The organism is Streptomyces sp. NPDC006372 (assembly GCF_040612515.1).
Taxonomy (GTDB): domain Bacteria; phylum Actinomycetota; class Actinomycetes; order Streptomycetales; family Streptomycetaceae; genus Streptomyces.
The window spans coordinates 63744-76788 of sequence record NZ_JBEXQJ010000008.1; the positions used below are offsets into that span (position 1 = coordinate 63744).

Annotated in this window: 11 protein-coding genes; 6 read left to right on the forward strand and 5 right to left on the reverse strand. The window is 69.7% G+C overall.

What is annotated here, in order from left to right; genetic code table 11:
• Positions 1–88 precede the first annotated feature (88 nt).
• Positions 89–1519 carry an Nramp family divalent metal transporter gene (locus tag ABZ016_RS15610; protein ID WP_356917140.1) on the forward strand — a complete coding sequence of 477 codons (1431 nt, stop codon included), beginning with the start codon at positions 89–91 and terminating at the stop codon, positions 1517–1519.
• A gap of 26 nt (positions 1520–1545) precedes the next feature.
• Here the strand turns inward: ABZ016_RS15610 and ABZ016_RS15615 are convergent, their stop codons facing one another.
• On the reverse strand, positions 1546–2682 hold the full coding sequence (locus ABZ016_RS15615) for a PP2C family protein-serine/threonine phosphatase (RefSeq protein WP_356917141.1): 1137 nt from the start codon (positions 2680–2682) through the stop codon (positions 1546–1548).
• A 96-nt stretch (positions 2683–2778) separates the two neighbouring features.
• Here ABZ016_RS15615 and ABZ016_RS15620 point away from each other — a divergent pair, with 96 nt between their 5' ends.
• Positions 2779–5448, forward strand: coding sequence for a SpoIIE family protein phosphatase (locus ABZ016_RS15620; RefSeq protein WP_356917142.1), 2670 nt, complete (start codon positions 2779–2781; stop codon positions 5446–5448).
• Between the two features lie 177 nt (positions 5449–5625).
• On the opposite strand, the gene ABZ016_RS15625 is transcribed toward ABZ016_RS15620, so the two are convergent.
• From ABZ016_RS15625 to ABZ016_RS15635, 3 genes are all read right to left on the reverse strand, one after another.
• The gene (locus ABZ016_RS15625; protein WP_356917143.1) at positions 5626–6477 is read right to left on the reverse strand and encodes an alpha/beta hydrolase; all 852 of its coding nucleotides are present in this window, start codon (positions 6475–6477) and stop codon (positions 5626–5628) included.
• Positions 6478–6575: 98 nt separating this feature from the next.
• Positions 6576–7943: an aromatic acid/H+ symport family MFS transporter gene (locus ABZ016_RS15630; protein WP_356917144.1), complete on the reverse strand. Its 1368-nt coding sequence runs from the start codon at positions 7941–7943 to the stop codon at positions 6576–6578.
• 184 nt (positions 7944–8127) lie between these two features.
• On the reverse strand, positions 8128–9024 hold the full coding sequence (locus ABZ016_RS15635) for an AraC family transcriptional regulator (RefSeq protein WP_356917145.1): 897 nt from the start codon (positions 9022–9024) through the stop codon (positions 8128–8130).
• Between the two features lie 179 nt (positions 9025–9203).
• Between ABZ016_RS15635 and ABZ016_RS15640 the strand changes: the two genes are divergently transcribed.
• Genes ABZ016_RS15640 through ABZ016_RS15650 form a run of 3 tightly spaced genes read left to right on the forward strand, consistent with a single transcriptional unit; the run spans position 9204 to position 11562 of the window.
• On the forward strand, positions 9204–9797 hold the full coding sequence (locus tag ABZ016_RS15640; protein ID WP_356917146.1) for a non-oxidative hydroxyarylic acid decarboxylases subunit B: 594 nt from the start codon (positions 9204–9206) through the stop codon (positions 9795–9797).
• 52 nt (positions 9798–9849) lie between these two features.
• Positions 9850–11274 (forward strand): non-oxidative hydroxyarylic acid decarboxylases subunit C, encoded by a 1425-nt coding sequence (locus tag ABZ016_RS15645; RefSeq protein WP_356917147.1) that lies wholly within the window; start codon positions 9850–9852, stop codon positions 11272–11274.
• Positions 11275–11307: 33 nt separating this feature from the next.
• Positions 11308–11562 (forward strand): non-oxidative hydroxyarylic acid decarboxylases subunit D, encoded by a 255-nt coding sequence (locus ABZ016_RS15650; protein WP_356917148.1) that lies wholly within the window; start codon positions 11308–11310, stop codon positions 11560–11562.
• 120 nt (positions 11563–11682) lie between these two features.
• On the opposite strand, the gene ABZ016_RS15655 is transcribed toward ABZ016_RS15650, so the two are convergent.
• Complete coding sequence (locus ABZ016_RS15655; protein WP_356917149.1) at positions 11683–12414, reverse strand: alpha/beta fold hydrolase; 732 nt, start codon at positions 12412–12414, stop codon at positions 11683–11685.
• A 157-nt stretch (positions 12415–12571) separates the two neighbouring features.
• On the opposite strand from ABZ016_RS15655, the gene ABZ016_RS15660 reads away from it, so the two are divergent.
• Positions 12572–12964, forward strand: coding sequence for a helix-turn-helix domain-containing protein (locus ABZ016_RS15660; protein ID WP_356917150.1), 393 nt, complete (start codon positions 12572–12574; stop codon positions 12962–12964).
• Positions 12965–13045: the final 81 nt, after the last annotated feature.

A 13045-nucleotide genomic window follows, 5' to 3' on the forward strand; every position in this document is an offset into this window, starting at 1 on the left:
ACACTCGCTCACCCCCCAGGCACCACGCCACACCTCTGTCCCCGTACCGGATACCGGTGACGACGCCGGAAGATCCCTAGGACCTGACATGGCCATCACCTCGACCGACGGCACTGCGGCGGCGCCGCCCCCCGCGCAGACCGACCCGTACGCGCTGCGCGCCGAAGACGCCCGCCCGGCCCCCGACACCTTCCGCGGCCGCCTGCGCCATCTCGGCCCCGGGCTCATCCTGTCCGCCGCGGTCGTCGGCTCCGGCGAGCTGATCACCACCACCTCGCTCGGCGCGAAGGCGGGCTTCGCCCTGCTGTGGCTCGTGATCATCTCCACCGCGGTCAAAGTCTGGGTGCAGATGGAGCTGGCCCGCTGGACCATCCTCAACGGCCGCCCCGCGCTGGACGGCTTCCGCGACGTGGGCCCCCGCATCGGCCGCCTCAGCTGGATCAACTGGCTCTGGATCGGCATGGACTTCGCCAAGATGTTCCAGCGGGGCGGCATCATCGGCGGCACCGCGGCCGCGTGTTCCATCCTCTTCCCCATCCACGGCGGGTCGCTGAGCGGCACGTCCCTCACGATCTGGGCCGTGATCGTCACCGCCGCCGCCATCCTGATCCTCCAGACGGGCAAGTACCACGTCGTCGAGCGGGTCGAGGTCATCGGCATCACGCTCAAGACAGTGATCACCGTCGGCCTGGCGCTCGCCCTGCCGCTCACCGCCTTCGGGTACGGCACCGAGCAGCTCGCCGACGGGCTCAGCTTCCAGATCCCGGCCGGGACGGTCGGCATCGCCCTCGCCATGTTCGGCATCACCGGCGTCGGCGCCGACGAGATGACGACCTACACCTACTGGTGCCTCGAGAAGGGCTACGCCCGCTGGACCGGCCCCGACGACGGGACCGAGCAGCGCGCCCGGCGTGCCGAGGGCTGGCTCAAGGTCATGCGGCTCGACGTGGGCGTGTCCTGGTTCGTGTGCACCGTCTGCACCCTGTCCTTCTACGTGATCGGCGCCGCCGTGCTGCACCCGCAGGGCCTGGTGCCCGAGGGCAACGACATGATCACCACGCTGTCGCGCAGTTACACGGACACGCTCGGCCCCTGGGCCGAGTACCTCTTCCTGGGCGGCGCGGTCTCGGTGCTCTTCTCCGTCACCGTGGCCTCGTCGGCCAGCGTCCCGCGGCTGTGGACCAACACGCTCGGTCTGCTCGGCGCGATCGACTGGACGGACATGCGTGTCCGCACCCGTACCATCCGGATCCTCACCTGGTGCCTGCCCCCGGTGTGGATGAGCTTCTTCCTGTGGGTCCAGTCACCGGTGCTGATGGTGCAGATCGGCGGCATCGGCGGCGGCATCTTCCTCCTGGCCGTCGTGATCGCGGTCTGGCGCCTGCGCTACACCGGCGTCCCGGCCCGCTTCCGCGCCAACCCCTGGATGACCGCCGCCCTCGTCCTCAGCAGCGCGGCGATCCTCTTCCTCGGGGTGTACGCGGTGCTCGACACGCTGGGCCTCACGCCGGGCGCCTGAACCAGCCGGGCACTCCGAGTCGCCCCTTAACCCCCAGCACCGACGACGCCCCGATCCTGTGCGACGGGGCGTCGCAGCGCGAGGGCCGCGATGTCGTCGTCGAGTCTTCCGCCGCTGTGCCGGAGCAGATCCCGGTGCAGCTGGTCGAGCAGTTCGCGGGGGTGTTCCAGGTCCTGCCGCCGCATCCAGTCCGGCAGCGGGAAGAACCGGCCGGTGTGGTCCCGGGCCTCCGATACGCCGTCCGTGTAGAGCAGCAGCTGCTCACCCGGGGCGAAGGCGACGTCGTCGACCCAGTAGCGGTCCCCGATGAGCTCTGCGAGGTTGAGGGGCGGGGAGGAGATGGTCGGCTCCAGGACGCGGATCCTCCCGCAGTCCGAGATCAGCGGCGGGGGATGCCCGCAGTTGAGAAGGCGTAGCCGGCCGCCGCCGTGCGGGATCTCGGCGAGGAGAGCAGTGGCGAAGTGCTCGGGCTGGTCATGGACGGGAAACGCGGCGCTGTGGCGCGTGACGGTGGTCTCCAGGCGGTGGATGATGCCCCGCAGGTCGGGCTCGTCGTACGCGGCCTCCCTGAACGAGCTGATCACGGCCGAGGCCGCCCCCACTGCGGACAGGCCCTTGCCCCGTACGTCGCCGATGAGCAGCCGGACCCCGTGCGGTGTACCGATCGCCTCGTAGAAGTCGCCGCCGATCCTGGCCTGTTCCTGGGCTGCCAGATACAGCGACTCGACCTCGACGCCCTCGATGCGGCGCGGCAGCGGGCGCAGCAGCACCTTCTGGGCCGCGTCGGCGACGAGCCGGACCTGGAAGAGCATCTCCTCCCGCTGAAGTCGCACATGACTCCCGTACGCGGCCGCCAGGGTGACCGCGATGATCGCGGCCGACGTGTACTGCGTCCCCAGGTCGGTGTGGAAGAAGCTCAGGACGATCATGAGCAGAAGACAGAACGCCCCCAGCAGCATTGTGGGGAGCACGGGCCACATCGCGGCCGCGAGGGCGGGCGCGGCGGGCAGAAGGCGGCTGAAGGCGATCTCCCTGGGCGTGGAGAACGCCAGGCCTGCGATGAGAACGGTCAGGATCAGGGGCGACAGCCGGGCGGCTTCCCATCGGCCGCTGTAGGCGGGGCGACGGCGCCACAGCCATGCAGACGTGATCACAAACAGCATCATATCGGTCTAATCGCACCCCGAGGGTGGAAGATCGCGGACCGTCCGGACGGGCGAGCCCTGGCCACTCGGGATCACCGGTGTTAAAAAGGTCGCATGGCGAGTCTTTTCGCCCGTTTTCCACGCCTATCGGTCAAGCACCTGATCAGCAAGAGCACGCGGAGCGTAGCCGGACAGGTGCTGGTCTTCCAGGTGGCTCTGGTGGTGCTGCTCGTGGCCTGCGGCATCTTCGCTCTCATCCTCCAGTCGGAGCGGGACACCAGCGCCGAGGCCAAGCGCCGCTCCACGGCCGTGGCGCAGACCTTCGCGCACTCGCCGGGCGTCCTGGCGGCATTGCGGACCCCGGACCCGAGCAAGATCCTCCAACCGCTCACCGAGGCGGCACGGCGGGCCGCCGACGTGGACTTCATCGTGGTCATGGACACCGAGGGCATCCGGTACACACACCCCTTGCCGGACCGGATCGGAGAGCGGTTCGTGGGCGAGATCGGGCCGTCGCTGGCGGGGAGGGTCTACACGGAGAGCGTCGACGGCCCGCTCGGTCGCGAGGTGCAGGCCACGGTCCCGATCAAGAACGCGGGCAGCAAGGTGGTGGCCCTCGTCTCGGCCGGGATGAAGGTCAAGAACGTCGAGAGTCAGTTGACCCGGCAACTGCCGATCATCCTGGGCGCCGGGGCCGGTGCGCTGGTGTTGTCCACCGGTGTGACAGCGCTGGTGGGCAGGCGGCTGCGACGGCAGACACACAGCCTGGCACCGGACGAGATGACCCTGATGTACGAGCACCACGACACGGTGCTCCACTCCGTTCGCGAAGGGGTGCTGATCGTGGCCGCCGACGGGCGGCTGATGCTGGCGAACGACGAGGCGAGACGGCTGCTGGAGCTGCCCCCGGACATCGAGGGGCGGCTCGTCTCGGAACTGCCAGGCCTCGATCCCGAGACGAAGGCGCTGCTCGCCTCGGGGCGCGAGGCCACCGACGAGGTGCACCTCGCAGGGGAGCGGCTGATCGCGGTCAACCAGCGGCCCACGGGTCGTGAGGGAGGCCCCAGGGAAACGGTGGTGACACTACGCGACTCCACCGAGCTGCAGGCGGTGACGGGCAGGGCGGAGGTGGCACGGGAGCGGCTCAGGCTGCTGTACGACGCCGGGCTCCACATCGGTACCACCCTGGACGTGCTGCGCACCGCCGACGAGCTGGCACGGGTCCCCATTCCCCGCTTCGCGGACTTCGTCACCGTGGACCTGGCCGACGCCGTCCTGCACGGTGAGGAGCCGGCCCCCACGGGGACGGACATGCGACGCGCGGCCGTGTCCGGCATCGTGGACAACCATCCGCTCACCGAACAGGGCCGGCTTTTCGACTATGTTCCCTCCACGCCCCAGGCGCGCGGCTACGGCAGCGGCCGCTCCCAGTTGGTGAGCGATCTGCCGACCGCCACGGGCTGGCGCGTGCAGGACCCGGAGCGGGCCAAGGCGATCATCGACTACGGCATCCACTCGCTCATCACCGCCCCCATCCAGGCCCGTGGCGTCGTGCTGGGCATGGCCAGCTTCTGGCGTACGCACCAGCACGAGTGCTTCAACGAGGAGGACCTGTCGCTGGCCGAGGAGTTGGTGGCCCGTGCCGCGATCAGCATCGACAACGCCCGCCGCTACACCCGCGAGCACACCCTGGCGGTCACCCTCCAGCGCAGCCTGCTGCCGCAGGCCATGCCCGAGCAGAACGCCCTCGACATCGCCTACCGCTACCTCCCCGCCCAGTCGGGCGTGGGCGGGGACTGGTTCGACGTGATCCCCATGCCGGGCAGCCGGGTGGCACTGGCCGTCGGCGATGTGGTCGGCCACGGCCTCCACGCCGCCGCCACGATGGGACGGCTGCGTACCGCGGTGCACAACTTCTCCGCCCTCGATCTGCCACCCGACGAGTTGCTGAGCCATCTGGACGACCTGGTCGGAAGCATCGACCAGAACGAGACGGCCCAGAGCGCGGCGGGCGTCGTGGGCGCCACCTGCCTGTACGGGATCTACGACCCCGTGACGCGCCGCTACGTCATGGCGCGCGCGGGGCATCTGGCCCCCGCCCTGGTCCGGCCGGACGGAACCGTCACTTTCCCGGACGTGCCCGCCGGTCCGCCCCTGGGCCTCGGCGGCATGCCGTTCCAGACCGCGGAGCTCTGCCTCGTCGAGGGAACCCAGCTCGTCCTGTACACCGACGGCCTCATCGAGGACCGCCGGCGCGACCTGGACGTGGGGATGGAGCTGCTGCACGACGCGCTCACCGGCCACCCCGGACGGCCGCCCGAGAAGACCTGCCAGGACGTGCTGGACGGTCTGGTCACCGGGCGGCCCAAGGACGACGTCGCCCTGCTCGTCGCCCGTACGCGGCGACTGCCGCCCGACCGGATCGCCGACTGGGACGTCCCGCAGGACCCCGCCGCCGTCGCGGGGATGCGCGACGCCGTGTCCCACAGGCTCGAAGCATGGGACCTTGCGGAGCTCGGTTTCACCATGGAGCTCATCCTGAGCGAGCTCATCACCAACGCCATCCGCTACGGCTCCGGGCCGATCCACGTGCGGCTGATCCGCGACCGTGCGCTGATCTGCGAGGTGGCCGACGGCAGCAGCACCTCACCGCATCTGCGGTACGCCGCGACGACGGACGAGGGTGGCCGGGGCTTGTTCCTGGTGTCGCAGATGGCTGAGCGCTGGGGCACCCGGTACACCCCGCAGGGCAAGGTGATCTGGGCCGAAACGGCCCTGCCCTAGGGCTCTACCAGGCGCAGGCCTCGGGGGCCTCGCCTCCGGGGCCCGGCCAGATCCCGGGTGACGGTCTGCTCGACCGCGCGCACGATCTTCAAAACACAGCACACCAGACGTCCCCGCGACCGCGCGGTGGGCGTCGTCCGGGGCGTCCGGTCCGCTGTGCGGGTCCCGACGCCCCGGTCAGCGCAGGGTCTGGTTCAGGAAGGTGATGACGGTGTTCCAGGTCGGGGTGACCGGACGGGCCGGGGTGGAGTGGCCTGCGCGTGTGCTCTCCGTGTAGGCGCCGGCCCGAGTCGCGTCATCGGTGAGCATCTCGAACAGCGTGCCGTGCGGAGCCGCGGGGAAGGAGAACATGCGCACCTCGTGCCCCGTGGCGGCCAGCTTCTCGTAGAGCAGGCGGCCCTGGTGGTAGGGCACGAGGGCGTCCTTCTCGCCGTGGAAGATCATGACTGGCGGAACGGGGCGCTTGCCGACATGGGTGAGCGGGTTGGCGGCGGCGGCCTTGTCGGGGCATTCCGTGATGGTGCAGCCGACGAGGCGCGACTCGGGTGACTTGGGGTCGTTGTGGCAGCCGGTGATTCCCATGGTCTCGTTGAACTCCCGGCAGTTGTCGGGCATGTGCGCGTCCATCTGCAGGAAGTCGGTCGGCGGGTAGAACGGGATGGCTGCCTGCACGGCACTGGAGGGGCCGCGCACCCCGACGTCGCCTTCCAGCCCGGGGTTGTTGCCGGTGACAGCGGCCATCGCGGTCGTCCAGCCGCCGGACGAGTCACCCATGATCGCAATGCGCTCGGGATCGAGGTTGTACTGCTCGGCGTGGGCGCGGAGCCAGCGGATGGCGGCCTTGATGTCGTAAAGCTGCGACGGGTGTTGGGCCTGGGAACTTGAGCGGATGGACACTCCGGCGACGGCGTACCCGGCAGGGTTGAGCCGGGCGGCGATCTTGTCGGCGTCCCGGCGTCCGTTGTCGGCCAGCCAGGCTGAACCGCGGGTCGAGATCACCAGCGGGACGGGCTTCTTGGAGCGGGGCACGTACAGATCGAGCCCGGCTTCGATCGCGTACGCAAGAACATGGTCCTGTCATCTCCGTCAAGTGAGGACTGATCTGAGGTGAGGCCGAGGGGTTGAGGTCAGGCTTCCGACGCGCTCGCGCCGTCCGTAGCCGCGACGGCGCCCGCAGGCGGCACGCCGGCCGAGCCGATCCGCCGGGAGAGGGGGACCAGGGCGATGGCGACCGCGCCGATCAGCCCGGCGAGGGCGAATGTGGTGAAGCCCCAACTCTGGTTACCGTTCGCAGCGAGCGCGCCGATCAGCCAGGGGCCGACGACCGCTCCGGTACGGCCGACTCCGGTGACCCAGCCGAGCCCCGCCGCCCGCTCGCTGTCCCGGTAGACGGTGTTGGTCGTGGCGTAGACCATGACCTGGGCGCTGAACAGCCAGACGCCGGTGACGGCGACGACGGCGTACGTCACGCCGAGCGGCAGGTGGGCGCGCAGGAGCAGGGCGCCCGCGGCGGTCAGCACGAACCAGATCGCCGACACCCGCACCGCGCCGAACCTGTCGGCGATACGGCCCGCGAGCAGCAGACCGACGATGCCGCCCGCGTTGATGACCATGAGGAAGCTGACGGAGGAGCTCAGACCGTAGCCCTCGGCGCGCATCATCTGCGGCAGCCAGGTGCTCACGCCGTACACCAGCAGCAGACCGCAGAAGGAGGCCAGCCACAGCAGCGGGGTCGCCCAGCGCGACTCGGGGCGGAACAGGGCGCGCACGGCGGCCAGCCGGCCCGCGGCTCCGGCGGCCGGGGCGGCGACAGCGGTGGGCCGGGGCAGGCCGTAGCGGTCCGCGACCGTGTCGGCCTCGGCGCGCCGGCCGCGTGCCAGCAGCACACCGGGCGACTCCGGCAGCAGGGCCAGCAGCAGTGGTACGGCGATCACGGCGGGCAGGACACCCGCCCAGAACACCCAGCGCCAGCCCGCCGCCGGCGCCAGGGAGAGGCCAAGGCCCGTCGCGGCCATGCCGCCTGCGTGGTACGAGGTCATGAGCAGGCCGGTGGTCAGGGCGGCCCGGCGCGGTGGGGCGAACTCCATGACCATGGCCAGGCACAGCGGCATGAGTCCGCCGAGCCCGAGGCCCGAGACGAAGCGGCCGAAGCCGAAGAGGCCGATGCCCTCGGCCAGGGCACAGATCGCCGAGCCGGTCGAGAACAGCGTGACGCTGGAGACGAGCATCAGCCGCCGGCCCAGCCAGTCGGTGAGATTTCCGGCGGTGAGCGCGCCGATGAGCATGCCGAACGTGGTCCAGCTGCCGATGGTGCCGGCCATGGCGGGAGTCAGGCCGAGACCCTTGTCCTCGAGCATGTGCGGCATGACAGCGCCGTAGATGTTGACGTCCATGCCGTCGAAGAAGACGGCCAGCCAGCACAGGGCCAGGACCGGGAACACCGAGCGGAACGAGTGCGGGGGAGGCAAGGGGTTGGACGCAAGGGGTGAGTTCATCTTCGTCCTTGGAGATGAGGGGGCCTCGACACATGAGCGGTTGTTCGCGTGGTGAAATTCCTTTCACCAATGTGGTGGCATGAGTCTCCGGTCAGGGCGGACGACTGTCAACGGCCCTGGGCGTACCGCCAGTACACGACAACCTCAGCCGCGCAACTGCCGTCCGCGCCCCGGCGGGGCCGGGTCATTCGCCGTGCCGTCCTCCGCGCGCCCGAGAGGCGAAGGCCGCCGGTGTCTCGCCCGCGCGAGTCCGGAAGAACTTGGTGAACACGGTGGGGCTGGAGAACCCGAGCCGTTCACCGACCGCGGCCGCGGACAGGCCGGTGTGGACGAGGAGGCGCTTGGCCTCCAGGACGGTGCGGTCGTCCAGGTACTGCTTGGCGCTGCGTCCGGTGGCGGCGCGGCAGGCACGCGTGAGGGTCCGGACGCTGTATCCGAGGGCGCGGGCGTAGTCGTCCACGCGGCGAGTCGTGGCGAGGTCACGGTCGACTGCCGCCGCGTAACGGCGGAAGACGTCGTTGCCGACGGGAGTGGTACGGGTGTCGTCGTGCAGGTGGGCCAGGCGCAGCACGAGTGCGGACACGAGGTGGCGGATCAGCTCGATGTACGCCTCGACGGGCAGGGCGCCGACGGAGTCGTAGGTGGTCTCCAGAAGGGACAGGGTCGCATCCAGCGAGGCCCGTTCTTCGGCGTCGGGGACGAGCGTGCCCTGCGGATGGAACGGACCGACGTACGCGGCGGCCACGGTGCCCGGGGCGACGAAGCCGGGCATGAAGAACACCACCGCACCCTGAGCGGTCTCGACCGAGGTGTCGAATCGGTGCACCTGGTCGGGGCGGATCCACAGCCAGGCACCGGGCGGCATGAGGTGTTCCACGCCGTCGACCCAGTGCCGCAGGAAGCCCCGCTTGACGGAGATCAGGTGATGGAACTCGGCGCGCATGGGCTTCAGCAGGTCCACGCCGTCCTGCGCGGCACGCTCCCGAAGCCGGGCGAAGTCCCACACCTCGGCGCCCGGCGGCCCGCCCGGCGAGGGCCGGAACGGGACTTCGGTAATGCGAGCCTGTCCGTTTCTGTCCATGGTGTGTCCTCAGTGTAGGCCTGCCGGGGCCGCGACCGCTCCTAACGTGGAGGACAACGGAGCTGATCAGAGCCACCGCGTCGACGGCGGCTGAGCTCCGACCGCGGGCCTGGGTGACCGAAATGGTGTGGAGCGGCCGGCGGTCCCGATCAGAGCGAACGACGAAGGAGACGTACACCATGCGTTTGATTGTGGGCATGACAGGCGCAACGGGTGCCGTGTTCGGTGTGCGCCTCCTGGAGAGCCTGCGCGAACTCCCCGACGTGGAGACGCACCTGGTCCTCTCCCGCTGGGCACGCACCACCATCGAGCTGGAGACCGGCCTGTCGGTGCGCGAGGTGTCGGGCCTCGCGGACGTGACGCACAGTCCCGAGGACCAGGGCGCCAGCATCTCGTCCGGGTCCTTCAGGACCGACGGCATGATCATCGCGCCCTGCTCGATGAAGACCCTGGCCGGCATTCGCGCCGGATACGCCGAGGGGCTCGTCGCCCGTGCCGCCGATGTCGTCCTCAAGGAGCGGCGCAGGCTCGTGCTGATGCCGCGCGAGACGCCGCTGAGCGAGATCCATCTGGAGAACATGCTCGCGCTCGCACGACAGGGCGTGCGGCTGGTGCCGCCGATGCCGGCCTTCTACAACCACCCCGGCTCTGTCGACGACATCGTCGACCACGTCACGGCGCGGGTCCTGGACCAGTTCGACCTGCCCGCCCCCGCCGCCAAGCGGTGGCCGGGCATGCGCGCCGCCCGCCGGGAGCAGTCGTCCGCCGCCTGAGCCGCCTCCGCCCCCTCATCGACAACTCACCTTCACAGCAAAGGACTTCACCATGGCCTACGACGACCTGCGCAGCTTCCTGGACACCCTCGACGAGGAGGGCCAGCTGATCCGCATCACCGAAGAGGTGATGCCCGAGCCGGACATCGCCGCCGCCGCGAACGCCGCCCCACGGCTGGGCGACGCCGCCCCCGCCCTGTACTTCGACCATGTGTACGGCTTCACGAGCGCCCGCATCGCGATGAACGTGCACGGATCGTGGGCCAACCATGCCCTCGCACTCGGCCTGCCCAAGGAGACCGGGACGAAGGAGCAGGTGGAGGAGTTCATCCGGCGCTGGGAGCAGTTCCCCGTCGCGCCCGAGCACCGCGACAACCCGCTGTGGGCCGAGAACACGGTCGAGGGCGAGGACGTCAACATCTTCGACGTCCTCCCGCTGATCCGCCTCAACGACGGTGACGGCGGCTTCTACATCGACAAGGCCGCGGTCGTCTCCAAGGACCCCGACGACCCGGAGAACTCCGGCAAGCAGAACGTCGGCGTCTACCGCATCGAGGTCAAGGGCAGGCGCAAGCTCGCCCTCCAGCCGGTGCCCATGCACGACATCGCCCAGCATCTGCACAAGGCCGAGGAACGAGGGGAGGACCTCCCCGTCGCGATCACCCTCGGCAACGACCCGGTGATCTCCATCGCCGCCTCCACCCCGATGGCGTACGACGAGAACGAGTACGAGCTGGCCGGCGCCCTGCGCGGCGCCCCCGCGCCGATCACGAAGGCCCCGCTCACCGGCCTGCCCGTGCCGTGGGGCTCCGAAGTCGTCATCGAAGGTGTCATCGAGGGCCGCAAGCGGGAGATCGAAGGCCCCTTCGGCGAATTCACCGGCCACTACTCCGGCGGCCGCAACATGACCGTCATCCGCATCGACCGGATCTCCCACCGCACGCGCCCCGTCTTCGAGCACCTCTACCTCGGCATGCCCTGGACCGAGTGCGACTACCTGATCGCCGCCAACACCTGCGTGCCGCTGTACCAGCAGCTGAAGAAGGAATTTCCCGAGGTCCAGGCCGTCAACGCCATGTACACGCACGGACTTGTGGTGATCGTGTCGACCAGGAAGCGGTACGGCGGCTTCGCCAAGGCCGTCGGTATGCGGGTGCTGACCACCCCGCACGGCCTGGGCTACGCGGCCACGGTCATCGTCGTCGACGAGGACGTGGACCCGTTCAACCTGCCGCAGGTGATGTGGGCGCTGTCGACCAAGATGAACCCGGCAGGCGACCTTGTCCAGATCCCCAACCTGTCCGTCCTGGAACTCGCTCCGCAGGCCGGCACCCCCGGCATCACCGACAAGCTCGTGATCGACGCCACCACCCCGGTGGAGCCGGACCGCCGCGGCAACTACGGCAACCAGGTCCGCGACCTGCCCGAGACGAGCACCTGGCTCACCAGGCTCCAGCAGCTCGCCGCCCGCAACTGACCCACTCCGGCCCACCGCGAGGAGACATCCGCCATGCCCGAGAAGACCCTCTGCCCCCGCTGCGCGTACGAGACCATCGAGCACGTGTACAGCTCTCCCGTCCCCGGCGCCTGGGACGTCCTGCAGTGCGCCCAGTGCCTGTACACGTGGCGCACCAGCGAGCCGCCCCGTCGTACCCAACGGGATGCCTACCCGGACGGCTTCAGGTTGACCGTCGAGGACATCAGGAACGCACCCGAGGTCCCCGCCGTCCCGCCCCTGCGCACGAAGCCAGAGCCGACCGCGTGAGCGGCCAGGCCCGTCACGCCGAGTGCCCGCCGGAGGAGATCCGACGGGCACTTGGGTCGGGTCCGCTGTCCGACGGTGGCGGGCCTTCTCCGGCTCGCTGCCGCAGTCACGGTCCGGACGCTACCGAAGGGTGGATTCAAGCAGCAGTTCGCTCAGGTCCGCCGGCATGGTGATCATGCAGTCGTGCCCGGTCGGCAGTTCCCGTATCCGTGCTGGGGAGCCGTCGGGCTGTGTCGCGGGGACCGGCCGCCGCACGATGCCTTCCGGCTCTGCGCCGACGCAGTGGATGTGCGTGCGCGGAATGGAGTTCACGGCAGGGTTGTCCAGCCGGACTGGTTGCCGCAGGCAGCGCACTGGCTGGTCGGAGAGCGTCGCACGCAGCCATGCGACGTCCGCCGGGTCGGTGACTCCGAACAGGCCGAGGGGCGGAGGCATCTCGGGCAGCGGCGGGATGCGCCAGCCGTTGTCGGACTTGGCGGCCAGGTCGATCAGGTTCTGGGTCATGGGCTGCACGTCGACAGCGGTCTCGCCGTGCTCCGGGACCATCGCGTCGAGGTACACCAAGTGCGCGATGCGTTCCGGTACCTCGTTGGCCACGGACGAGACGACCAGCCCCGCGTAGCTGTGCCCCACGAGCACCACCCCGGTCAGGTTCTCCTCGTGGATCAGCTTGACGACGTCCGCGACGTGCGTGTCGAGCCCCACCTCGGGACCGAGCAGGTGTGCTTTGTCGCCGTAGCCGGTCAGTGAGGGCGCGAACACGCGGTGTCCGGCCGATTCCAGCAGCGGGACCACCCGCTCCCAGCACCGGCCGTTGTGCCAGGCGCCGTGTACCAACAGAAAAGTAGACATCAGGGGAAACTTTTCCTCTTCGGGGCGTGGAGGCGCGGGAGCATGACGGTTCCTCTTTGTGCCTCGGTACTCTTCAGGAACCGAAATCATCGTGCTGCACCTGCCACACCCCGATCAATAAGGCACATTTCGGTGCCCCGGTTCTCTGGAGGTAACCATGAGCGGCACAGTGGGCGGCGAGTCGCGGCCGGCACGGCCCAAGGACCCGTGCCAGACCCGTGAAGTGCTCGGCATCGTGGGCGACAAGTGGTCGCTGCTGATCGTGCGTAACCTCAGCCAGGGGCCGCGCCGCTTCACCGAACTCAAGCGGTCCGTCGACGGGATCAGCCAGCGTATGCTCACCGTCACCCTGCGCGGCCTGGAACGCGACGGGATCCTCACACGGACCGTCCGCAACGTCATGCCGCCGCACGTCAGTTACGAACTCACTCCGATGGGCAGGACCCTCCGCGAAGCCACCGCACCCCTGTTGGAGTGGAGCATCACGCACCTGACGCACATCGAGGCCGCCCGCGCCGTGTACGACGCCCGCCCCGACACCTCGCCGTGACGCAACCCGGACACCGCCGAATCTGCTGCTGATCAAGCCCTCAATGCGGCCCTCGAAGCACCGACATGGGGGAGACACGCA

Bases quoted from the DNA above. Each gene is read 5' to 3' on its own strand.
- ABZ016_RS15650 (WP_356917148.1), top strand. From the start codon at position 11,308: ATGCCCGAGAAGACCCTCTGCCCCCGCTGCGCGTACGAGACCATCGAG.
- ABZ016_RS15640 (WP_356917146.1), top strand. From the start codon at position 9,204: ATGCGTTTGATTGTGGGCATGACAGGCGCAACGGGTGCCGTGTTCGGT.
- ABZ016_RS15615 (WP_356917141.1), bottom strand. From the start codon at position 2,682: ATGCTGTTTGTGATCACGTCTGCATGGCTGTGGCGCCGTCGCCCCGCC.
- ABZ016_RS15635 (WP_356917145.1), bottom strand. From the start codon at position 9,024: ATGGACAGAAACGGACAGGCTCGCATTACCGAAGTCCCGTTCCGGCCC.
- ABZ016_RS15610 (WP_356917140.1), top strand. From the start codon at position 89: ATGGCCATCACCTCGACCGACGGCACTGCGGCGGCGCCGCCCCCCGCG.
- ABZ016_RS15620 (WP_356917142.1), top strand. From the start codon at position 2,779: ATGGCGAGTCTTTTCGCCCGTTTTCCACGCCTATCGGTCAAGCACCTG.
- ABZ016_RS15655 (WP_356917149.1), bottom strand. From the start codon at position 12,414: ATGTCTACTTTTCTGTTGGTACACGGCGCCTGGCACAACGGCCGGTGC.
- ABZ016_RS15660 (WP_356917150.1), top strand. From the start codon at position 12,572: ATGAGCGGCACAGTGGGCGGCGAGTCGCGGCCGGCACGGCCCAAGGAC.
- ABZ016_RS15630 (WP_356917144.1), bottom strand. From the start codon at position 7,943: ATGAACTCACCCCTTGCGTCCAACCCCTTGCCTCCCCCGCACTCGTTC.
- ABZ016_RS15645 (WP_356917147.1), top strand. From the start codon at position 9,850: ATGGCCTACGACGACCTGCGCAGCTTCCTGGACACCCTCGACGAGGAG.